The sequence below is a fragment of the Flavobacterium sp. YO64 genome (genome assembly GCF_004119505.1).
Taxonomy (GTDB): domain Bacteria; phylum Bacteroidota; class Bacteroidia; order Flavobacteriales; family Flavobacteriaceae; genus Flavobacterium; species Flavobacterium oncorhynchi.
Genome location: NZ_NRQV01000019.1, coordinates 44,411 through 67,655, shown reverse-complemented (window position 1 = coordinate 67,655; position 23,245 = coordinate 44,411). Strand labels below are relative to the sequence as shown.

Annotated in this window: 20 protein-coding genes and 2 tRNA genes; 12 read left to right on the top strand and 10 right to left on the bottom strand. The window is 34.2% G+C overall.

What is annotated here, in order from left to right; translation table 11 throughout:
* Positions 1 to 134 precede the first annotated feature (134 nt).
* The 4 genes from BOW57_RS14350 to BOW57_RS14335 all read left to right on the top strand — a co-directional run bounded on the left by BOW57_RS14350 (position 135) and on the right by BOW57_RS14335 (position 4,469).
* Positions 135 to 2,003: a U32 family peptidase gene (locus BOW57_RS14350; protein ID WP_129055196.1), complete on the top strand. Its 1,869-nt coding sequence runs from the start codon at positions 135 to 137 to the stop codon at positions 2,001 to 2,003.
* 394 nt (positions 2,004 to 2,397) lie between these two features.
* Entirely contained in the window at positions 2,398 to 3,573 is a 1,176-nt protein-coding gene (purT, locus tag BOW57_RS14345) for a formate-dependent phosphoribosylglycinamide formyltransferase (protein WP_256371875.1), read from the top strand.
* A gap of 3 nt (positions 3,574 to 3,576) precedes the next feature.
* Positions 3,577 to 3,894, top strand: coding sequence for a DUF6370 family protein (locus tag BOW57_RS14340; RefSeq protein WP_129055192.1), 318 nt, complete (start codon positions 3,577 to 3,579; stop codon positions 3,892 to 3,894).
* On the top strand, positions 3,894 to 4,469 hold the full coding sequence (locus tag BOW57_RS14335) for a Crp/Fnr family transcriptional regulator (RefSeq protein WP_129023941.1): 576 nt from the start codon (positions 3,894 to 3,896) through the stop codon (positions 4,467 to 4,469). The genes BOW57_RS14340 and BOW57_RS14335 overlap by 1 nt, the downstream gene beginning before the upstream one ends.
* 195 nt (positions 4,470 to 4,664) lie before the next feature.
* Here BOW57_RS14335 and aceA read toward each other — a convergent pair whose 3' ends face one another.
* Positions 4,665 to 5,945 (bottom strand): isocitrate lyase, encoded by a 1,281-nt coding sequence (gene aceA / locus BOW57_RS14330; protein ID WP_129055190.1) that lies wholly within the window; start codon positions 5,943 to 5,945, stop codon positions 4,665 to 4,667.
* 189 nt (positions 5,946 to 6,134) lie between these two features.
* Positions 6,135 to 7,736, bottom strand: coding sequence for a malate synthase A (aceB, locus tag BOW57_RS14325; protein ID WP_129055188.1), 1,602 nt, complete (start codon positions 7,734 to 7,736; stop codon positions 6,135 to 6,137).
* A 207-nt stretch (positions 7,737 to 7,943) separates the two neighbouring features.
* Here aceB and BOW57_RS14320 point away from each other — a divergent pair, with 207 nt between their 5' ends.
* From BOW57_RS14320 to BOW57_RS14305, 4 genes are all read left to right on the top strand, one after another.
* Entirely contained in the window at positions 7,944 to 9,425 is a 1,482-nt protein-coding gene (locus BOW57_RS14320; protein WP_129055186.1) for a helix-turn-helix domain-containing protein, read from the top strand.
* A 453-nt stretch (positions 9,426 to 9,878) separates the two neighbouring features.
* Complete coding sequence (locus BOW57_RS14315; protein ID WP_129055184.1) at positions 9,879 to 10,595, top strand: pirin family protein; 717 nt, start codon at positions 9,879 to 9,881, stop codon at positions 10,593 to 10,595.
* A gap of 172 nt (positions 10,596 to 10,767) precedes the next feature.
* Positions 10,768 to 10,998 (top strand): (4Fe-4S)-binding protein, encoded by a 231-nt coding sequence (locus BOW57_RS14310; protein WP_089054975.1) that lies wholly within the window; start codon positions 10,768 to 10,770, stop codon positions 10,996 to 10,998.
* A gap of 288 nt (positions 10,999 to 11,286) precedes the next feature.
* Positions 11,287 to 11,820, top strand: coding sequence for a YceI family protein (locus BOW57_RS14305; protein ID WP_129055182.1), 534 nt, complete (start codon positions 11,287 to 11,289; stop codon positions 11,818 to 11,820).
* Between the two features lie 167 nt (positions 11,821 to 11,987).
* Here BOW57_RS14305 and BOW57_RS14300 read toward each other — a convergent pair whose 3' ends face one another.
* Positions 11,988 to 12,848 carry a helix-turn-helix domain-containing protein gene (locus BOW57_RS14300; RefSeq protein WP_089054500.1) on the bottom strand — a complete coding sequence of 287 codons (861 nt, stop codon included), beginning with the start codon at positions 12,846 to 12,848 and terminating at the stop codon, positions 11,988 to 11,990.
* Positions 12,849 to 12,943: 95 nt separating this feature from the next.
* Between BOW57_RS14300 and BOW57_RS14295 the strand changes: the two genes are divergently transcribed.
* A complete protein-coding gene (locus BOW57_RS14295) occupies positions 12,944 to 13,306 on the top strand; it encodes a DUF983 domain-containing protein (RefSeq protein WP_071636409.1) in 363 nt (120 codons plus the stop codon).
* 67 nt (positions 13,307 to 13,373) lie between these two features.
* Entirely contained in the window at positions 13,374 to 14,249 is an 876-nt protein-coding gene (fabD, locus tag BOW57_RS14290) for an ACP S-malonyltransferase (protein WP_129055180.1), read from the top strand.
* Positions 14,250 to 14,435: 186 nt separating this feature from the next.
* On the opposite strand, the gene BOW57_RS14285 is transcribed toward fabD, so the two are convergent.
* The 3 genes from BOW57_RS14285 to BOW57_RS14275 all read right to left on the bottom strand — a co-directional run bounded on the left by BOW57_RS14285 (position 14,436) and on the right by BOW57_RS14275 (position 17,665).
* Positions 14,436 to 15,353 carry a DMT family transporter gene (locus BOW57_RS14285; RefSeq protein ID WP_129055178.1) on the bottom strand — a complete coding sequence of 306 codons (918 nt, stop codon included), beginning with the start codon at positions 15,351 to 15,353 and terminating at the stop codon, positions 14,436 to 14,438.
* 122 nt (positions 15,354 to 15,475) lie between these two features.
* Complete coding sequence (gene galE, locus BOW57_RS14280) at positions 15,476 to 16,489, bottom strand: UDP-glucose 4-epimerase GalE (RefSeq protein WP_129055176.1); 1,014 nt, start codon at positions 16,487 to 16,489, stop codon at positions 15,476 to 15,478.
* 42 nt (positions 16,490 to 16,531) lie between these two features.
* Positions 16,532 to 17,665 (bottom strand): DegT/DnrJ/EryC1/StrS aminotransferase family protein, encoded by a 1,134-nt coding sequence (locus BOW57_RS14275; RefSeq protein WP_129055174.1) that lies wholly within the window; start codon positions 17,663 to 17,665, stop codon positions 16,532 to 16,534.
* A 134-nt stretch (positions 17,666 to 17,799) separates the two neighbouring features.
* Between BOW57_RS14275 and BOW57_RS14270 the strand changes: the two genes are divergently transcribed.
* Both BOW57_RS14270 and BOW57_RS14265 read left to right on the top strand, forming a co-directional pair.
* The gene (locus BOW57_RS14270; RefSeq protein ID WP_129055172.1) at positions 17,800 to 19,029 is read left to right on the top strand and encodes a 3-deoxy-D-manno-octulosonic acid transferase; all 1,230 of its coding nucleotides are present in this window, start codon (positions 17,800 to 17,802) and stop codon (positions 19,027 to 19,029) included.
* Between the two features lie 344 nt (positions 19,030 to 19,373).
* Complete coding sequence (locus BOW57_RS14265; RefSeq protein WP_089054494.1) at positions 19,374 to 19,598, top strand: hypothetical protein; 225 nt, start codon at positions 19,374 to 19,376, stop codon at positions 19,596 to 19,598.
* A gap of 117 nt (positions 19,599 to 19,715) precedes the next feature.
* Here BOW57_RS14265 and BOW57_RS14260 read toward each other — a convergent pair whose 3' ends face one another.
* From BOW57_RS14260 to mutS, 4 genes are all read right to left on the bottom strand, one after another.
* Positions 19,716 to 20,096: a DUF1508 domain-containing protein gene (locus BOW57_RS14260; RefSeq protein ID WP_089054508.1), complete on the bottom strand. Its 381-nt coding sequence runs from the start codon at positions 20,094 to 20,096 to the stop codon at positions 19,716 to 19,718.
* Between the two features lie 138 nt (positions 20,097 to 20,234).
* Positions 20,235 to 20,320, bottom strand: a tRNA-Leu gene (locus BOW57_RS14255).
* A gap of 14 nt (positions 20,321 to 20,334) precedes the next feature.
* Positions 20,335 to 20,407 (bottom strand) — tRNA-Gly (locus BOW57_RS14250).
* A gap of 150 nt (positions 20,408 to 20,557) precedes the next feature.
* Positions 20,558 to 23,164 (bottom strand): DNA mismatch repair protein MutS, encoded by a 2,607-nt coding sequence (gene mutS / locus BOW57_RS14245; protein WP_164973716.1) that lies wholly within the window; start codon positions 23,162 to 23,164, stop codon positions 20,558 to 20,560.
* Positions 23,165 to 23,245: the final 81 nt, after the last annotated feature.

Genomic DNA, 23,245 nt, shown 5'->3' with positions numbered 1-23,245 from the left:
AACTTCATTTATCATCATTCCATATTAAGTTAACAATTTCAAAAAAATCGCTTCATCACTAGCAAACTCGAATAATTTATTAGACCTTTGCACACTTTTTTTCGGGTATACCACAAAAGTCTAAAGTTTTAGAAATGAAGAAGAAAATCGAAATATTAGCTCCTGCTAGAGATTTAATTGGAGGAATCGCAGCCATAAATAGTGGTGCCGATGCTGTATATATTGGTGCGCCACAATTTGGTGCACGTTCTAATGCAAACAACTCTATTGAAGATGTTGCAGAACTTGTAAAATACGCACACTTATTTAACGCACAGGTTTTTGTGGTTATGAATACCATTTTGTACGACAACGAGTTAGAAACGTGTCGCGCCATGATTTGGGAGTTATATGATATTGGTGTTGATGCCTTGATCATTCAAGATATGGCGATTATGGAAATGGACTTACCTCCTATCGTTCTTCACGCCAGCACACAAGCCAATAATCGTGATGCCGATAAAATTAAATTCCTTAAAGATGCAGGAATCAAACGTGTGGTTTTAGCACGCGAATTAAACTTGCATCAAATTAAAACAATTTACGACGAAGCTGATGTTGAGTTAGAATTTTTCGTAACTGGAGCTTTATGTGTTTCTTTCAGTGGAAACTGCTATATGAGTGTGGCAAACGGAGAACGAAGCGCCAATCGTGGTTCTTGTGCCCAAAACTGCCGTTTACCGTATAACTTAATCGACGGAAACGGAGAAACTTTAATCAAAAACAGTCACTTGCTTTCGATTAAAGATTTAGATGTTTCAGATCAGATCCCGAATTTAATTGAAGCAGGAATCGTTTCTTTCAAAATCGAAGGAAGACTAAAAGATGTAGCTTACGTTAAAAACAACGTTTCTTATTTACGTCAAAAATTAGACAGTTATTTAGAAGAAAGCGACAAATACATCAAAGCTTCTTCTGGAAAATGTACTTATACTTTTGATTCTACTTTAAATAGAACTTTCAATCGTGGTTATACCGATTATTTTGTAAACGAAAGACACGCTAGTATTGGTTCTTGGGAAAGTCCAAAATCTAAAGGGCAATATATTGGTAAATTAATCCGAACTGTTGGAAACGCTTACGAAATCGAAAACGGCGAATTACTAAACAACGGTGACGGACTTTGTTTCATCAACGAAAACAATGAAGCTGACGGAATCTACGTAAACAAAGCAGAAAACGGAAAAGTGTATCCAAACGTTTTAAAAGAAATAAAAGACGGAACTTTTATTTACCGTAATAACGATATAGCTTTCATCAAAATTGTAGAAAGAGAAGATAGTGCAATCCGTAAAATCGGAACGACTTTATTGCTTACCGAAAACGAAAACGGTTTTGAATTAATCGCAACCGACGAAGACGGAAACGTAAGTACAGTTATTTTAGAGCATTCAAAAGAACAAACTAAAACTGGTGAATCAATCGAAGAAAACATAAAAGTTCAATTAGCAAAAACAGGTTTTACACCATATAGCGCGGACGAAATCAATATCATGTTTTCTCAAAACTGGTTCCTTCCTATTTCAAAAATCAACGAAATGAGAAGAACGGTTTACGAACAGTTATCTGAAATTCGTTTGGCAAATTACAAACGTGAGGAACACCAATTGGTAAAAACGTCACATCCGTATCCTGAAACCAAATTGGATTTCATGTACAATGTTTCAAACAAAACGGCCCGTAAATTCTACGAACGCCACGGTGTAACCGAAATCGAAAAAGCATTCGAATTACAATGGGATCCAGGAAAATCTCGTGTAATGACAACAAAATATTGTATCAAATACGAATTAAAAAAATGCCCGATACACCAAAAAGACATCGTTGGTGTTAAGGTAAAAGAGCCTTTAGTTTTAAAACAAGGTGAACTTGAATACAAACTAAAATTCAACTGCAAACCCTGCGAAATGGAAATCTGGGAAAAAGATGCTGAATTTGAGATTGAAGAAGATCATTTTCACTAAAAAAGTTTAACCGCAAAGAGCGCAAAGAATTACGCAAGGTTCGCAAAGATTTTAAAATAATCTTTGCGAACCTTTTTTATTTAAAAATACAACCTTGCGTTCTTTGCGTAATTCTTTGCGCTCTTAGCGGTTAAATTTATTCTGTTATGTCCACAATCTTGTCATTTCGACGAAGGAGAAATCTTCGCAAGTAACTCCGTTCCAATAATCCAATCTTTGTAGAGCTACTCGTGGAAATTTCTCCTCCGTCGAAATGACAAACTGTATAGTTACTTTGTCAAAACTAAAATCTAGAACAAAATTAAATCTGCTCGATCTGCAAAATCTGCGTGAGAAATTCTTTTAGCTCTTTGTGGTTAAAAAAAGCTTTTTCCCTACTTTTACTACTCAAACAATACAACACTCCAAAATGAAAATACTACTCCTGGGTTCAGGCGAATTAGGCAAAGAATTTGTCATTGCTGCCCAACGAATCGGACAAACCATAATTGCAGTTGACAGTTACGAAAATGCACCGGCAATGCAAGTTGCGCACGGCTTTGAAGTCATCAATATGCTCGACGGTGAAGCACTTGACCGAATCGTAGCCAAACACCAACCAGATTTTATAGTTCCCGAAATAGAAGCTATTCGCACTGAACGATTTTACGATTACGAAAAACAAGGAATTACCGTTGTTCCTTCAGCGAAAGCGGCAAACTTTACGATGAACCGTAAAGCAATTCGTGATTTAGCGTCAAAAGAACTCGGACTAAGAACAGCCAAATATCAATACGCAACTTCAGCCGAAGAACTTCAAAAAGCCGTTCAAGAAGTTGGAATTCCGTGTGTGGTAAAACCTTTAATGTCTTCATCAGGAAAAGGACAATCGACTATAAAAACAGAAAGCGATATTGAAAAAGCATGGCAATACGCTGTTGCTGGTTCGCGTGGTGATGTTATCGAAGTGATTGTTGAAGCTTTTGTAAATTTCGATTCTGAGATTACGCTTTTAACAATTACTCAAAATAATAATCCAACATTGTTTTGTGCTCCAATTGGCCACAGACAAGAAAGAGGTGATTATCAGGAAAGCTGGCAGCCGGCTTTGGTTTCAGAAAAAGATTTGTACGAAGCTCAAGATATGGCTGAAAAAATCACAGAAGCACTTGGCGGTGCTGGACTTTTTGGCGTTGAATTTTTCTTAACCAAAGAAGGCGTTTATTTCTCTGAGCTTTCTCCGCGTCCACACGACACTGGAATGGTAACTTTGGCGGGAACGCAGAATTTCAATGAATTTGAATTGCATTTAAGAGCAATTTTAAGTCTTCCAATTTTCGAAATTACTTTAGAAAAAGCTGGAGCAAGTGCCGTGATTTTAGCTTCAGAAGATTCAACAAATCCAACTTATACCGGAATCGAAAAAGTAGCTGCTTTACCAAAAACTGATTTTAGAATTTTCGGAAAACCAACTTCAAGACCTTATCGAAGAATGGGAGTTGTTTTAAGTCATGATTCACTTTCAACCCCAATTAACGAAATAACCGAACGCGCCAAAGAAACGGCAAAATTAATAACTATAAATTCTTAAAAAATGAAAAAACTTATATTCGTGATTTTCCTATTTGTTGGTATTTCAACTCAGGCTCAAAGTAAAAAGGTAATTGACAAACCAACAGTTGTAGAAACTGCTTGTGGAGAATGTCAATTTGGAATGAAAGGTAAAAGCTGTGATTTAGCTGTTCGTATTGATGGAAAAACCTATTTCGTTGACGGAACAAAAATCGATGATCATGGCGATGCTCACGCTGAAGACGGATTTTGCAATGCAGTCAAAAAAGCAACAGTAACCGGAACAATCGAAAAAAATCGTTTTAAAGCTACTTCATTCACTTTAGTAAACGAAAAATAATGGCGTTAATTCTTGAAAATATTGCCAAGCACGTTTCATTAACACCCGAAGAACAAGCTCTTTTTTTGTCTAAAACAGAAACTAAGACTTATAAAGCTAAAACTATATTATTAAGTGCCGGAGAAGTCTGTAAACACTCGTATTTTGTAAACTCTGGAATTTTAAGAAGTTTCAATATCAATGATAATATTGTAGAGCACGTTCTTTCATTTGCCTGCGAAGGCTGGTGGATGAGCGATATGTACAGTTATTTTTCACAAAAACCAGGACAGCTTTTTATTGAAGTTTTAGAGGATGCAGAAGTAGTTTCTTTATCCAAAGAAAATCAGGAGCAGCTTTTTCTTGAAATTCCAAAACTGGAACGTTTTTTTAGAATTTTAATAGAAAACTCTTTAGTTGCCAATCAACAGCGATTAATGGATAACTTAAGTTTACCGGCCGAAGAACGTTTCGATAAATTCTGTAAAAAATACGGGACTTTAGTTCATAAAGTTCCGCAAAAACAAATCGCTTCTTTTATTGGTGTAACACCAGAATTCTTCAGCAAAATGAAAGCTCGTCTTTTGAAGAAATAAAGTTTTTTTGCCACAGATTAAAAGGATTATAATGATTAAAAGGATTTTTTTTTTCGCCACGAATTACATAAATTTTCACGAATTAGATTGAAATAAAATTGGTGTAATTCGTGGCGACATTTTTTTTAATCATTATAATCCTTTTAATCCGTGGCAAAAAAAAACACGGCTCAAAAATGAACCGTGTGTAGTGAATTAAAATTGCTCAACCTCAGTAGAATGTTCCATCGCTGTTATTGCTGATTTTCCTAACATTACAGTATTTTGAACCGCGTCAAAATAAGAAGTTCCCACAAAAGCCTGATGTTTTACAGCTCTGAACCCGTTTTTCTGTAAAGTAAATTCTCTTTCTTGCAATTCAGAATAACCTGCCATTCCACGTTCTTTGTACGCTCTTGACAATTCAAACATACTCGTATTCAAAGCATGGAAACCTGCCAAAGTAATGAATTGAAATTTATACCCCATTGCAGCTAAATCTTCTCTGAACGTTTCCATTTCGGCAACCGTTAATTTTGCTGCCCAATTAAAAGACGGAGAACAATTGTAAGCCAACATTTTATCTGGGAATTCTTTTTTCATCGCTGTTGCAAATTTTCTCGCAAATTCTAAATCTGGATTACTGGTTTCCATCCAAATTAAATCTGCGTAAGGCGCATAGCTTAAACCTCTTGCAATCCCCTGCTCGATTCCGTTTTTTACATAGAAGAAACCTTCTGCCGTTTTTTCACCGGTTAAAAATTTGCGGTCTCTCGGATCAGCATCGCTAGTTAATAAATTAGCTGCCTCTGCATCTGTTCTCGCAACAATCAAAGTTGAAACGCCCATAACATCTGAAGCCAGTCGCGCAGCAATTAATTTATTAATCGCTTCCTGAGTTGGAACCAAAACTTTTCCTCCAAGATGTCCGCATTTTTTTGCAGAACTTAATTGGTCCTCAAAATGAACTCCAGAAGCTCCAGCTTCAATCATAGATTTCATTAGTTCGAAAGCATTTAGATTTCCCCCAAAACCTGCTTCGGCATCAGCCACAATCGGAACTAAATAATCTTTTTTTTCTTCAATATTATTTACTGTCTGAATCTGATCAGCACGCAATAAAGCATTGTTAATCTTTTTTACCACCATCGGAACACTGTTTACTGGATAAAGCGATTGATCAGGGTACATTTCGCCTGCTAAGTTTGCATCAGCCGCAACTTGCCAGCCGCTTAAATAAATCGCTTCTAAACCCGCATCGACTTCCTGAATCGCCTGATTTCCAGTCAACGCCCCCAAACCAGCGACAAAATCCTGACTTTTTAACTTTCTCCATAATTTTTGCGCTCCCATTTTGGCAATAGAATGCTCAATATGATAAGACCCCTGAAGTGTAACTACTTCACTCGCGGTGTAAGGGCGTTCAACACCTTTCCATCTTGGGTTCGTGATCCAATCGTTAATCAATTCCTGAATTCTGTCTTCTGTTGTTTTCATAAATAGTATAGTTAAAGTGGTTAGTAAAGTTTATAGTTTTCAGTCTCAGTTATCAGTTTTAACCGGACTTAAATAGTTTTAAGAAGATCTGCGTAAATCTTTTCATTCTCATTCTATCTGCCTGATCTGCTAAATCTGCGTGAAAAAATTATTCGCCCGCAGATTTCACAGATTAAGCGGTTTTTTTTCTTATAAATATTTGTAACACGGAATAGTCAAAAAGTCAACAAATTCAGTATTTACTACCAATCTTTCCAGCACTTTTTCAGCTAACGGAAATTGTTGTTTTTCGTGATTTTCTTCGCCTAATTCGTTTTTAATTTTTTGAAATTCTTCCAAAGTCAATTCGTGATAATAGGCTAAATCTAATTTTCGTCCATTATCCAAAAGCACTTTATTTTGAAGCCATTGCCACAATTGCGATCTCGAAATTTCAGCCGTTGCAGCATCTTCCATCAAATTATGCAGTGCGGCGGCGCCTTGTCCGTTTAGCCATGAAGCCAGATACAAAACTCCTACGTTGATATTTTTTCGAACACCATTTTCAGTGATGATTCCAATTGGTGGTTCAATTAAATCCTCTTCTGTAATTTTTCCATGTTCTCTTTTAATATGAATCTGATTTGGAGTTGGCATTCCTTTATCAAAAATTTCTTTTGCCAATACAACCAAATCCGGATGCGCTACCCAAGTTCCGTCGTGCCCATTTCGAACTTCACGTTCTTTATCGGTTTTTACTTTTGCAAAAGCAATTGCGTTGGCTTCTTCATTATTTCGAATCGGAATTTGCGCAGCCATTCCGCCAATCGCATGAATTCCACGTTTATGACATCTCTGAATAACCAAATTCGAATACGCATTCATAAAAGGCGAAGTCATATTTACTTGATCGCGATCTGGAACGATGAATTTTGGATTTTTCCTAAACTTTTTGATATAAGAGAAAATATAATCCCAGCGTCCGCAATTCAAACCAACGATATGTTCCTTCAATTCGTAAATGATTTCATCCAACTGAAAACTTGCCGTTATGGTTTCAATTAAAACCGTCACTTTTATCGTTCCGCGTTTCAATTTTAGATAATCCTCGGTAAAATCAATAACATTATTCCACCAGCGTGCTTCCAGATAATGTTCTAATTTCGGAATGTAGAAATACGGCCCTGAATGGTTTTCTAAAAGTCGTTTATGATTATGAAAAACATACAATCCAAAATCTACCAAAGAACCAGAAACTTCATTTCCTTCAACTAAAAGATGCTTTTCTGGTAAATGCAAACCTCTTGGACGTACAATTAGCGTTGCGATTTTTTCATTTAAATGATAGGATTTTTGTTTTACCAAATCCGTATAAGTAATTGTTTTGTTTACCGCATCGATTAGATTTACTTGTCCGTCCATCAAATTTTGCCAAGTCGGCGAAGTGCTGTCTTCAAAATCGGCCATAAAAGTTTTAGCTCCCGAATTCAAAGCATTGATTATCATTTTACGATCAACTGGCCCTGTAATTTCCACTCTTCGGTCTAATAAATCTTTTGGGATTTCACCAGCTGTCCAATTGCCTTCTCTTACGCTTTTAGTTTCTAGAATAAAAACTGGCAGAATTCCTTGATCAAAAGTGACTTGTTTTTGTTCTCTCTGCAAAAGCAATAGTTTTCGCTGCGATTCGAATTTTCGGTGCAATTCGGTTATAAAAACAATCGCTTCTTCTGTCCAGATTTTTGGATAACGAAGCTTCTTTTCGGCTAAAAATTCCATTGCCGTTTCGGTAATTTCTAATTGGTTTTTCATAGCTGTGATTTTATTTTTTATTAGAAAAAAATCTCATTGTTATATCATTATCTATTCATTTCAGAACATCAAAATCGTAACGATTTGATTTTTAATAATTTCTACATGACAATATTATAAAAAAGTTTTTTACAAAACAAGCGAACGTTCGCTAAATATTAAAAATAATTTTTTGGCGATTATTTTTAGAATAACTATATTTGGTTCATGGATATCGAAAAAGACTATATAAAGCTGATCTTCGGACTAAAATTGAAGCAAGTCAGAACGCAAAAAAATCTGTCACTTTTTGGCTTAGCCAAATTGACAAATCTTTCAAAATCGTATTTAAACGAGATTGAAAAGGGAAAAAAATATCCTAAAACAGATAAAATTTTGCTTCTCTGCGAACATTTGGACGTGACTTATGACCAAATGGTGTCTTTAAAACTTGATAATAACCTCGCTCCGATTGGCGAAATCTTAAAATCAGGAATTTTAAAAGAGATTCCGCTAGAGCTTTTCGGCATTCAGGAAGCAGATTTGATTGATATTATTGCTAATGCTCCTGCAAAAGTCAATGCGTTTATTAGTACTATTATCGAAATCGCTCAGCATTACAATCTAAGCCGTGAAAGTTTCTTTTTGGCCGCTTTACGTTCTTATCAGGAAGCACACAGTAATTATTTTGAAGATTTAGAAGAAAAAGTAATTGCATTTTCGAAGTCGTTTCAGATAAATCTGGATTCTAAAATCACAATTGAAGAATTAGAGGCAATTTTAAAAGAAGAATACGAATACAAAATTCAAGAAATTGCTTTTACAGATCAGGAAGCTTTGGGCGATTTGCGTTCCATTTACGTTCCGAAAAGCAAAACCTTATTGCTTTCAACAGAAATCGATGCCCCGCAAAGAGCTTTTATTTTAGCTAAAGAGATCGCTTATAACTATTTAAAAATATCCGATCGATTACTGACTTTCAGCTGGATTAAGTTTGAAAATTTTGATCAGGTTTTAAATAATTTTTATGCTTCTTATTTTGCTGGCGCTTTATTATTGCCGAGACAATTGGTTGTAGATAAAGTAAATGCTTTTTTAACCAATGAGAAACCAAATCCGGAAGAATTTGTAGCACTGATTGAAAGCTTCGAAGTTTCGCCAGAATCATTTTACCAACGATTAACAAATTTATTACCGAAAGATTTTCAACTTAAAAATTTATTCTTTTTAAGAATGTCACATAAAATTGGTTCAGATGTTTATCATATTAAAAAAGAACTACACATAACGAATCAACAAGAACCACATGCCAATGAGACGAACGAACATTATTGCAGAAGATGGGTTTCAGTGAAAACCATCGACGAAGCCATCAAACAAAATAAACCACACTTTTTTGATGCACAAATTTCGAGTTACGTTCATAGCGGAAATGAATATTTGGTTTTTTCATCGGCAACTAAAGATCCTTTTTTACATGATACTATTCGAAGCATCTCTGTTGGAATTTTGATTACGCCGGCAATGAAAAAGAAATTTAAATTTATTGAAGGAAAACCGCTTGTTAAAAGAATTGTTGGTGTTACTTGTGAGACTTGTGATGTAAAAGATTGTCTTGAAAGAGCCTCTCCTCCAATTGAATTGGAAAAGAAAAAACGTCACGAGAATACAGATGCTGTTGTGCAGCAGTTCATTTCTCAGTATAGTTAATTTAGATTATTAGACTTCTTAGACAATAGACTTCTTAGATAGTTTTCGCAATGTCGTTATCCTGAGAGATGAAGGATCACACAAGAAACCCCTCATACAATGTCACCAATCTTTGTAGAGCTACTTGCGGAGATCCCTCCTCCGTCGAGATGACAAAGTGTATGGTTAATCTTTCTAATCTATACATAAAGCTACTTATAAAAATGAAACGTCTAGTATAGCCACGATAGAAGTGAAAATCCTCTTGTGGTGGGGTTCACCACAAAAGATTGAAACGGATAGCGGGACGTCACGTCTTTTGAAAACCAAGATTTCTGCTCCAAAAAAACCTTAGCATCTTAGTCACTTAGAACCTCAGAATCTTAGAAAAATCTTTTCTTAATCTACATTAAGTGCTTTTCCTTGACCTTGATAGTATCTTTGTACTATAAAATTAACAAAACATACAAAATCATGGAAAATATAGTATTGCACAAAGCAGAAACAAGAGGAAACGCAAATCACGGATGGTTGAACGCTTATCACAGCTTTAGTTTTGCGAGCTGGTACAATCCAGATAGAATTCAGTTTGGAGCGCTTCGTGTTCTGAACGACGACACAATTGCGGGCGGAATGGGTTTTGGAACTCATCCTCACGATAATATGGAAATCATTACAATTCCATTAGAAGGTGATTTGGCGCATAAAGACAGCATGGGAAATACTGAAATTATCAAAAATGGTGATATTCAAGTGATGAGTGCCGGAACCGGAATTCAACATAGTGAGTTTAACCCAAATGCTGATCAGCAGACTAAATTATTGCAAATTTGGTTGTTTCCGAATAAAAGAAATGTTACGCCACGTTACCAACAAATTACTTTGAATGTTGCCGACAGACACAATAAATTAGCTCAGGTTTTATCTCCAAATGCTGATGATGACGGAGTTTGGATCCATCAAGATGCTTGGTTCAATATGGGAAATTTTGATGCCGGAATCGAAACTGAATATAAAATCAAAAAAGAAGGAAACGGAGTTTATGCTTTTATTTTGAAAGGAAATGTTACAATCAACGGTCAGGAATTAAACACTCGCGATGCGATTGGAATTTCAGGAACTGACATTTTAAACATTAAAGCCAACACAGACGCTGAATTTTTATTGATGGACATTCCAATGAACTATTAATTCAAAGATTACAATTAATATTTTTTTTAGAAACGATATTTAAGTTGATTTTCAGCTTATTATCGTTTCTTTTTTTGCTCAAATTTCATCAAAAACCAAAAAGAAAACGTAATTTTATTTAATGAAAATTGGTCTTAATTTACTTAAAACTAACTATTTAAAATTTTCAATCATGAATCCAAATAACCTAACTAAAGAATATACAAACGGCGAAGTAACAATTGTTTGGCAATCTGGAAAATGTATACATTCAACCAATTGTGTGAAAAATAATCCTGATGTTTTTCGTCCAAAAGAAAAACCATGGATTGTAGCCGAAGCTTCTACTTCTGAAAAAATTATCGAAACGGTAAAAAAATGTCCATCTGGAGCTTTGACATTTTATATGAATAAGAAAAGCTAAACTTTAAGCATTAGTTTTTTGCTACAGATTACACAGATTAAAGTGATTCTTAGTCGCCACGAATTTCACAAATTTTCACTAATTAAATTGGGTTAAAAATCAAATAAAAATTAGCGGAAATTTGTGAAATTCGTGGCGACATATTTTTTTTTAATCCTTTTAATTTGTGTAATCTGTGGCAAAAAACATTACATTTTTTATTTCTTAATCTAGGTTAAGTGCGTTACCCTTACTACCACCGTAACTTTGTCCTATCAAAATGAAATTAATTATTTAAAAAATAAAATTATGGCAACTACAAAATGGTCAATTGACCCAACACACTCAGAAATTGGTTTTAAAGTTAAACACATGATGTTTACGAATGTTTCAGGTAAATTTGGAACTTATGACGCTACAATTACTACACAAGGAGATGATTTCGAAAATGCAGATATCCAGTTTTCTGGCGATATCGCTTCAATCGATACTGCAAATGCAGATAGAGATGGTCACTTAAGAAGCGGAGATTTCTTTGATGCTGAAAATCATCCAAAATTAGCCTTCAAAGCTTCCTCTTTCAAAAAAGTAAATGATGGAGAATATGAATTAACTGGTGATTTAGATATTAAGGGTATTTCTAAAACTGTAAAATTTCCTGTAGAATTTAGCGGAACTATGACTGATCCTTGGGGAAATACAAAAGTAGGCCTTAACATAGAAGGAAAAATTAATCGTAAAGATTGGGGCTTAAACTGGAACTCAGCTCTTGAAACTGGAGGTGTTTTAGTTGGTGAAGAAGTAAAATTAAACATTGAGTTACAATTTGTAAAACAAGCTTAATACTTTATAAATAGGTTTTAATTTGGTTGGTTAAGAAGCCTGCACTTTTTCTCGGGAGTGCAGGCTTTTTTTGTTTGCTTTTAGGAACGGGGGCTTCGACTTCGCTCAGCCTGACAATCGTATTCTCAAGATTCGTATTTCAGGCTGAGCGAAGTCGAAGCCCTTTTTTACTTTATATTTCGAAATTCCGTTGGCGAAACTCCTGTTTGCTTTTTGAAGAATCTGGAGAAATACGAATAATCTTCGTAGCCAACTTTGAAAGCTACTTCGTTTACGGCTAATTGTTTGTCGATCAACATTCTTTTAATCTCAAGGATTACGCGGTCTGTAATTACTTCTGTGGCGGTTTTTTGCAGAATTTCATTGCAGATTCGGTTTAAATGTTTTAGCGTAATATTTAGCTTTTCTGCATAAAAAGATGGGAGCTTTTCTGTTCTAAAATACTCTTCCAATAATGATTCAAACTTGTTGATTTTAATATTGTATGAATGTGTTTGATGCGAATAAGTTTCACTGTATTTACGAGCAATTTCAATATGAATTGAATCTAATAAATTCAACATTTTATCTAATTGATATTTCGCATTTTCATTACTTTCTTGAATCAATAAATTAAAATACGAAAGAATTCTGGGAATTTCTTTTTCTTCAAAAACCATTTCAGGACGATTATGAATGGAATGATAAAAATTGTAATCGTTGATATTTTTTTGTCCGAAATATAAATTATACAATTCCTGAGAAAAAATAATTACAAAACCCTCGACATCTTCAGACAAACTCCAATGATGCATTTGCCCAGGCTGCAGCACAAACAAACTGCCTCTTTTTATTTCGAATTGATCAAAATCGACTTCATGCAATCCCGAGCCTTTTGTAAAAAAGACCATTAAATAAGAATCATGACGATGCGGTTCTTCGACAAAACTGTGGCTTTTTAGATGTTCTTTAAAGGTATTCACATAAAAATCACGATGAATATCATTGCAGTTAAAATTCTGAACACTATAAACGGGATATTTCTTCATAAAAATGTCTTTATTGTGCTATAATCAGCGAAGATATAAAAAAGCCTTTTATAATACTCTGAATTACCTTTGTATAAATAAAAAATAACAAGATCATGTCAAGCGCATTAACTCATATATTAAGCAACGAATGTCCTATTTGTCATAAAGGAAAAGTATTTACAGACAAAAATATTTTTTTGACTTTCGGACTTCCAAAAATGAATGAATACTGCAGTCATTGTAATTATAAATTTCAAAAAGAGCCTGGTTATTTCTTTGGTGCTATGTATGTAAACTACGGATTAACAGTCGCTCAGGGGATTGCAACGTATTGTATTGCACAGTTTTTCTTTGAGAAAAATTTCGATTTAAGAATCATTCCAATCATTGCTGTTGTTATTACTTTACTAACTTCTTTCAACTTGAGATTCTCTAGGTTAGCATGGATTTATATGTTTAAGGATTATACGAAATAAAAAGTGTTATTTTTGCCTTTCAATTGAAGCTAATTTTCAATTCCAAAAAATAAAACAAATTAGACAAATGAAAGCATACGTATTTCCAGGTCAAGGCACACAGTTTACAGGAATGGGCAAAGACTTATATGAAAACTCGGCTTTAGCCAAAGAATTATTCGAAAAAGCTAATGAAATTTTAGGTTTTAGAATTACAGATATCATGTTTGAAGGCACTGCCGAAGAACTTAAAGAAACCAAAGTAACACAGCCAGCTGTATTTTTACACTCGGTTATTTTAGCTAAAACTTTAGGCGAAGATTTTAAACCAGAAATGGTTGCTGGACACTCTTTAGGAGAATTCTCAGCTTTAGTTGCCAACGGAACTTTATCTTTTGAAGACGGATTAAAATTGGTTTCGCAACGTGCTCTTGCTATGCAAAAAGCCTGCGAAATTACTCCATCTACAATGGCAGCAGTTCTAGGTTTAGCGGATAATATTGTTGAAGAAGTTTGCGCTTCTATCGATGGAATTGTAGTTGCTGCAAATTACAACTGCCCAGGACAATTGGTAATTTCAGGAGAAACTTCAGCAGTTGAAAAAGCTTGTGAAGCAATGAAAGCTGCAGGAGCAAAACGTGCTTTAATTTTACCTGTTGGAGGTGCATTTCACTCTCCAATGATGGAACCAGCAAGAGAAGAATTGGCTGCCGCAATTGAAGCTACAACTTTCTCTGCTCCTATTTGTCCAGTTTACCAAAACGTAACGGCAAATGCGGTTTCTGATGCAAACGAAATTAAAAAGAACTTAATCATTCAATTGACCGCTCCTGTAAAATGGACGCAATCAGTACAACAAATGATCGCTGACGGCGCTACTTTGTTTACAGAAGTTGGACCAGGAAAAGTATTAGCTGGTTTGATTAATAAAATTGACAAAGAAGCAGTTACTGCGAATGCTTAATTACAGAGCTGGACTGCGGTTCGTCTTTTAAATCAAATATTACACAAAAAAAGCTCTGAAAAATATATTTTTCAGAGCTTTTTGTCATTTCGACGAAGGAGAAATCGTAGCGAGTAGCTCGACAAAGTTTGTGGAGTTTCTTGTGGAGATTTCTCCTTCGTCGAAATGACATACTTAAAGGAAATACTAAACTTCGGACTCAAATGCTTTCTTTTCCTTTTTCTTATAATTGACAATAAAAACTCCAAGAATAATAAGCGCTGTCGCTATAATAAAATCAATTGTAATAATTTCATCTAAAAGCAACCAGCCTAAAAATACTGCAATTATAGTATTTACATACGATAAAATAGAAACCTGTACCGCTGTAACATGTTTTAAAGCATAATTATAACAGAAAAAAGCAATTACCGAACCAAAAACCGACAAATACAAAGCCGCAAAAACACTTCTTGAACTCCATGAACTAAAATCTGGATTTGGTGAAAAAATAGATGCCAACACCAGCTGAATGCAAGAAGCCATCGTAAATTGATAAAACAAATTGAGCGTAATATTATTAGATTTTACGGCATGTGTTTTTGTATAAATTGTTCCCGCTGCCCAAGCTAAAATTGCAAATCCCATAAACATCATTCCCGTTTTATAATTTGCATCTAAAAAGGATCCGAGTCCGTCTTTAAAAATAAAAACCACACCAGAAAACCCAATAATTACACCGACAAATCCTCTTAAACTCATTTTTTGCAATCCGAATAAAATACTTCCTAAAAAAATAAGTATAGGAGACAACGCACTTATTACAGAAGCCAATCCGCTAGGGAGCGTTTGCTCTGCAATTGTTGTAAAACCATTTGCAATTACAATCATTAAAACTGACGGAATAAGTTGATGTTTTAAATTTTTCCAGCCAATCCATGTTAGTTGTTTTTTAAATAACAAAATAGCCATCATTACAAATCCTGCCAATCCTTGACGAATTGAAGTAACAAACCAAGGCGGAATAGTTTCAACCGCAACACGGATTCCTAAAAATGTTGTTCCCCAAATAATTCCAACCGCCGCAAGAGCAAAAATCAATTTATAATCTAAACTTTGTTTCATAAAAATGAAATATCATTTAAAAAAAATACCAAATAATCAAAAATCGATTATCTGGTATTTTTTTATTAATTAAAACACACTATTGTGCGTCTCGACAATATATCTTTCTTCAAGTTCTTTCTTTAAGAACGAACTTTTTGCTCCCATTTCCAAGCGCTTGCCATTGCTTCGTCCAAACTTAATTCAGCTTTCCAGCCTAAAACATTGTTTGCTTTATCTGTATTTGCATAAGCTTCAGTAATATCACCTTCGCGACGCGGCATAATTTTATAAGGCAGTTTTTTATCGCTTACTTTTTCGAAACTATTAATTACTTCTAGAACTGAACTTCCTTTTCCTGTTCCTAAGTTAAAGGTTTCTACTTTTGCTAAATTCTTTTTATTCAACAAGCGTTGTAATGCAATTACGTGCGCTTTTGCTAAATCTACCACGTGAATGTAATCACGAACAGCAGTTCCGTCAGGAGTTGGATAATCATCTCCAAAAACAGACAATTCTTTACGAAGTCCTATTCCGGTTTGTGTAATAAACGGTACTAAATTTTGAGGAACACCAATTGGTAATTCTCCAATTTCATTTGTAGAATGTGCCCCAACTGGATTAAAATAACGCAGCAAAATAGCATTGATATTAGTTACTTTGGCTGTATCTGTAATAATTTCTTCTCCAATTTGTTTAGTGTTCCCGTAAGGCGACATTGCAGCTTGCACTGGAGCATCTTCTGTGATTGGCATTTTTTCGGCTTGACCATAAACCGTACATGACGAACTAAAAATAAAACTCGCTTCTGGTTTTTGCTGCAATTCTTGTAAAAGATAAACTAAACTGCTGATGTTATTTTCATAATACAGTAATGGGTTTTCAACACTTTCTCCAACTGCTTTTGACGCTGCAAAATGAATTACTCCTGTAACATCGTTGTGTTTTTTAAAGAAATCCTGAACGGCACTTTTTTCTCTTAAATCAATTTTTTCGAATAAAGGCGTTTTTCCTGTAATTGTCGTAATCCCTTTTAAAACATCTTCGGTAGAGTTTGAAAGATTATCAATTATCACAACTTCAAAGCCTTCATTTTGCAATTCGACTACGGTATGAGAACCAATAAATCCTAATCCTCCTGTTACTAATACTTTCATTTTGTGGTTGTTTTGTGCTGTTGTTTATTTGGTTTAATTATTTTATTTATTCAAAAATTCTAAAACAGAATCTGTTATAAATTTAATTTGTTCATCATCAAGCTCTGTATGCATTGGCAAAGCAATAACTTCTTTTACTAATTGATTTGTAACTGGAAATTGCTCTTCTTTATAACGAGAATCTACATATGCTTTTTGAGAGTGCAACGGAATTGGATAATAAATTGCACATGGAATTCCTTTATCTAATAAATGCTGCATCAAAGCATTTCTATCAGCATCTAAAATTCTTAATACATATTGATGAAAAACGTGATCGTTTTCGTTTACATCAAAATCTGGCGTAATAATATGTGCATTTCCAGCAAAAGCTGCATTGTATTTTGTTGCCGCTAAACGACGTGCTTTATTATACTCGTCCAATAAAGGCAGTTTTGCATTTAAAACTCCGGCTTGAATACTGTCTAAACGCGAATTTACTCCCACAACATCATGGTGATAACGCTCATACATTCCATGATTTACAATTCCACGAATAATGTGCGCCAATTTATCATCGTTTGTAAAGATTGCTCCACCGTCTCCATAACAACCTAAGTTTTTAGACGGAAAAAATGAAGTTGCCGCAACGTGACCAATTACTCCAACTTTAGTTTTTGCGCCGGATTTAGAAATATAATCAGCTCCAATAGCTTGTGCATTATCTTCAATTACATATAAATTATGCTCAGCTGCAATTTCCATAATCGCATCCATATTAGCTGCGCGTCCAAATAAATGTACCGGAACAATTGCTTTTGTTTTTGGCGTAATTGCTTTTTTTATAGCTTCAATATCAATATTCATATTTACCATATCAACATCAACTAAAACTGGTGTTAATTGCAAAAGCGCAATAACCTCAACAGTTGCTGCAAAAGTAAAATCGGCAGTAATTACTTCGTCTCCTGGCTGAAGACCTAATCCCATCATAGCAATTTGCAAAGCATCAGTTCCATTTGCACACGGAATTACGTGTTTTGCTCCTAAATAATCTTCAAGATTTTTTTGAAATTGATGTACTAAAGGTCCGTTTATATAAGTATTAGTATCTAAAACTTCTTGAATCGAAGCATCAACAGTAGTTTTTATTTTTTCATATTGACTCTTTAAGTCAACCATTTGAATTTTTTTCATTTTCAATATATTTTAAAATTAAAGATCTGTTTTACTATCAGATTCTCTAAAAGGAGGAACAAAAATAGTTATTTAATAACTTCAAACCATGAAAATAGTCGAAAGAAATGTATTTTAGCCACAAAAATAAACAGATGCTTTTTCTATATAATTTAGTTATTTCTATTGCGGGCTTTTTTCTGAAAATTGTCGCCCTTTTTAGTCCGAAAATTAAGCTTTTCGTTGAGGGACGAAAAAACGTTTTTTCAATTTTAGAAGAAAAAATAAAACCATCAGACAAAACTATTTGGTTCCATTCTGCATCACTTGGCGAATACGAACAAGGTCTGCCTGTAATTGAAAAAATCAAAGAAAAATATCCTTCTCACAAAATTATTGTAACCTTTTTTTCGCCTTCAGGATACGAAGTGCGTAAAAACAACACTGTTGCCGATGTTACTGTTTATTTGCCATTAGACTCTAAAAGCAACGCAAAACGTTTTCTAAAACTCGTTCATCCTGAATTTGTCTTTTTCATTAAATATGAATTTTGGCTAAACTATTTAAAAGAACTGGAGAAAAGCAAAACGCCGACTTATTTGATTTCGGGGATTTTCAGAGACAGTCAGATGTTCTTTAAATGGTATGGAGGTTTTTATAGAAATGCTCTAAAAGCTTTTGCCTACTTTTTTGTTCAAAACGAAAGTTCCAAACAAAAAATCGAAACAATTGGCTTTAAAAATGTAATTATCTCCGGCGATACACGTTTTGATAGAGTCGCAGCAATTTTAAAAAGAGATAACACACTTGATTATATCGAAAATTTCAAAAAGAATCAGCCAACCATAGTTATAGGCAGTTCTTGGCCAAAAGACGAAGCCTTAATAGCGGAATATATCAATCAAGCACCTGATAATGTAAAATTCATTATTGCCCCTCATAATATTAAGACCGATCAAATTGCTGCGTTGAAATTGCTCCTTACAAAATCTACTATTTTGTATTCTGAGAAAGAAGAGAAAGACTTATCAAATTACAATGTTTTTATAATAGATACTATTGGACTTCTAACAAAGATCTATAGTTATGCTACAATTGCATACGTGGGCGGCGGTTTTGGAAATCCAGGAATTCATAATATTTTAGAACCGGCCACATTTGGAATTCCAATTGTAATTGGACCAAATTTTGCAAATTTTGCGGAAGCTGTTTCTTTAGTAGAACTTGAAGGATGTATGCCGGTATCTACTTTTAACGAATTAAAAACTGTTTTTGATCGTTTATTAAATGATGCTATCTTTTTTAAAGAAAAAAGCAAAATCTGCAAGTCGTTTATTCAAGAAAACAAAGGTGCAACAGATACTATAATGAGGATCGTTTCATAAACAGTCTTTTTCTTTACTCATTATTGCGGTTCTTATTTTTACATTATACACCAATTTACCCATTTTGTTTTTTTTACCATCTTATAAATTCATTAAGAAAACAAAATAAACCTTAATCAAGAGGATCAAAACCACCTATTTCTATAAAGAATATTCAGCAAATAATAATTTGCACAGAAAAATAAACAATTTAAGATAACTTTATCATTCTGGCACATTATTTGTTAACTAAGATAAACGTGAGCAATGAAAATATTTTAAAAAAAAATAAAAAAATATTTTACATATTAAAAAATTTATATCTTTGCCACGAATTAATAATTAACCTTTTATAATAAAGTAAGATGAAAAAAGTATTTTTAAGTTTAGCTGTTGTTGCTGTTTTAACTGTTGTATCTTGTAAAAAAGCTGACGCTGCAGCTACTGAAGCTGTAGATTCTACTGCTGTTGCTGTTGATTCTGCTGCTACTGTAGTTGATTCTGCTGCTGCAACTGTTGATTCTGCTGCTGCTAAAGTTGATTCTGCTGCTACTAAAGTAGAAGAAGCTGCTAAAGAAGTAAAAAAATAATTAGAACCTAAATTCTAAAAATTTTAAAACCATCGATTCGATGGTTTTTTTTGACCCAAATTCAACCTTTGGATTTTACAAATAAAAAAAAGCGCTCACTTCTGTGAACGCTTTTTTTTATTCTTCTACTTCTTCCTCAACCGAAACCTCCTCATCCCCAAAAATAGATTCACCAGATGAGAAATCCAAAATCTCCGATCTCGAAGCATAAGTCACAATTTCCTTAATTCCTTTTTGAAGAAGCAATTCCGTAGTATATTTTCGACTTGTTGCAAAGTGAACATCACCCAGCATCAATTTAAAAAAATACTTCCCTCCCGAGCCTTTAAATTTCAAAAATCTCGAAAGCTCAATTGTCTTTTTAAACTTCTCAATATCTTCTTCACACTCAAACCTCAACTCATAACTCAAACTCGTAAAAATAACCTTTCCTTTCCTAGATGTAAACACAAACTTATATTCATCATTAAACCGCTTGCTAATTACAAAAGCCCCCATATTTTGATTGTTGATTTTAGATTTTAAATTATTGATTTTAGACTCCCTTAGAATCTTCAAAATCAATCTACTCTGCAAATTGATTTTATCATTGAGTTTACACCACAAAAAAAGCCTCTTCAAAAGAAGAGGCTTTAGTACTCAGAGCGGGACTTGAACCCGCACGAACATTGCTGTTCACTGGATTTTAAGTCCAGCGTGTCTACCAATTTCACCATCCGAGCATTGTATGGTTTTGAGCGAAAAACGGGGCTCGAACCCGCGACCTCGACCTTGGCAAGGTCGCGCTCTACCAACTGAGCTATTTTCGCATTTCAAATTCTAATTAAGAACTGCAACACTTGAATTGTCTTGTATTGCGAGTGCAAATTTAGGACATTTATTCAATTACACAAGCGTTTTTTCAAAAAAAAATCAACTTATTTTATAACTTTCTGATAACCTAAACTTTAAATATGAAATTATTTTTTAACCAACATTCTTTTTATCTCGTTAAGCTTCATCAGTGCTTCAACAGGTGTAATCGCGTTTATATCAAGCCCCAGAATCTCCTCTTTTATCTCTTCTAACAAAGGATCATCTAAATTAAAGAAACTCATCTGCATTTCATCATTAACCTCTTTCACTCCATTTAAAGCTTCGCTAGAATGATTTTTTTCTAACTTCTTTAAAAGCTTCTGCGCTTTTAAAATTACAATTTGAGGCATTCCAGCCATTTTTGCCACATGAATTCCAAAACTATGCGCACTTCCTCCTTTTACGAGCTTACGAACAAAAAGAACGGTATCTTTTAACTCTTTTACCGCAACATTATAATTCTGAATTCTAGACAGCGATTCTGTCATTTCATTTAATTCATGGTAATGCGTTGCAAACAAAGTCTTCGCTCTACCAGGGTGCTCGTGCAAAAATTCAGCAATCGCCCACGCAATCGAAATTCCGTCATACGTACTAGTTCCTCTTCCAATTTCATCTAAAAGCACTAAACTTCTATCAGATAAATTATTCAAGATCGAAGCTGTTTCATTCATTTCTACCATAAAAGTAGATTCTCCCATCGAAATATTATCAGAAGCTCCAACTCTGGTAAAAATCTTATCTACAATTCCCATTCTTACGCTGTCAGCAGGAACAAAACTTCCCATTTGAGCAAGTAAGACAATTAAAGCGGTTTGTCTTAAAATAGCCGATTTACCAGACATATTAGGTCCGGTAATCATAATAATCTGCTGCGTTTCTCTATCTAAGAAAACATCGTTTGCAATATAAGGTGTTCCAACCGGCAATTGTTTCTCAATTGCAGGATGTCTTCCGTTTTTTATATCAAGTTCAAAAGTTTCATCAATTTCTGGACACACATATTGATTTTCTACAGCTAACTGAGTAAACGAGCACAAACAATCTAGTTGCGCCACCAAATTTGCATTCATTTGAACAGGCTTAATATAAGTTGCAATCCAAGCAATTAATTGCTCAAAAAGCTCTGTTTCAATTTTATGAATCTTCTCTTCTGCACCTAAAATTTTTGTTTCATATTCTTTTAATTCCTCAGTAATATAACGTTCCGCATTTACAAGTGTCTGCTTACGAATCCATTCTTCTGGAACTTTATCTTTATGCGTATTTCTAACTTCAATATAATACCCAAAAACATTATTGAATGAAATTTTTAAAGAAGAAATCCCTGTTCTTTCTGACTCTCTTCTTTCAATTCCTTCTAAGTATTCTTTTCCTGAAGTTGAGATAGCACGTAAATCATCTAATTCTTCACTTATACCTTTGGCAATTGCATTTCCTTTTGCAATCGCAACTGGCGCATCTTGATTTAAAGTTATTTTGATTTTCTCTCGCAGTAAATCACAAGCATGCAGACTGTCTCCTATAATTTTTACCGCCTCCTGTTTACTTTCCAGCGCTAAGGTTTTAATTGGGACAATCGCATCTAAAGATTCTTTTAAGTAGACAATTTCGCGAGGAGAAACTTTTCCTGCTGCTATTTTAGAAATCAAACGCTCTAAATCTGAAATCTGTTTAATTTGATATTGAATATTATGTAAGACTTCTGGATTTGATTTCAAATATGAAACCACATCATGGCGTCCTTTTATTTTTTTACTGTCCTTAAGCGGCAAAGCCAGCCAACGCTTCAACAATCTCCCTCCCATCGGAGAAAGCGTCCTATCTATAACATCCAAAAGTGTAACAGCATTTGGATTATAACTATGATACAATTCTAAGTTTCGAATTGTAAAACGATCCATCCAAACATATGCATCTTCTGCAATTCGCTGAATAGCCGTTATGTGCTGCACACGATTATGCTGTGTTTCGGACAAGTAATACAAAATCGCTCCAGAAGCAATAATTCCTTCTTTTAATTCTTCTACTCCAAAACCTTTTAAAGAGTTGGTTTGAAAATGTTTGGTAAGCGTTTCGAGTGCATAATCTTCTTTATAAATCCAATCTTCTAAGTAAAAACTATGAAAATCATCGCCAAATGCATCTCTGAAATCGCTTTTATTATTTTTAGGAACTAGAACTTCACTCGGATTAAAATTCTGCAATAACTTATCAATATATTCAGCATTTCCTTGGGCTGTTAAAAACTCCCCTGTTGAAACATCCAAGAAAGAGATTCCGATATTTTTATTAGCAAAATAAACGGATGCTAAAAAGTTATTTGTTTTAGAATGCAAAACCTCATCGTTTAAAGAAACTCCCGGCGTTACAAGTTCTGTAACACCACGTTTTACGATAGTTTTAGTCATTTTAGGATCTTCCAGCTGATCGCAGATGGCAACACGAAGTCCTGCTTTAACCAATTTTGGCAAATAGGTGTTAACTGAATGATGAGGAAAACCTGCCAGCGCTGTTTCTGTATCTGAACCTGCGCCTCTTTTTGTTAAAGTAATGCCTAGAATTTTTGAAGCTCTAATGGCGTCTTCTCCAAATGTTTCATAAAAATCTCCTACTCTGAAAAGCAGACATGCATCAGGATATTTTCTCTTGATTTCGTTGTACTGTTTCATTAAAGGTGTTTCCTTCACTACTTTTTCTTTAGCTGCCAAAATTGATATATTTTAAATGAAAATTAAGACAGCGAATTTATAATTTTTTAACGGCATATTGAAGGCTTCAAAAATTAAAAT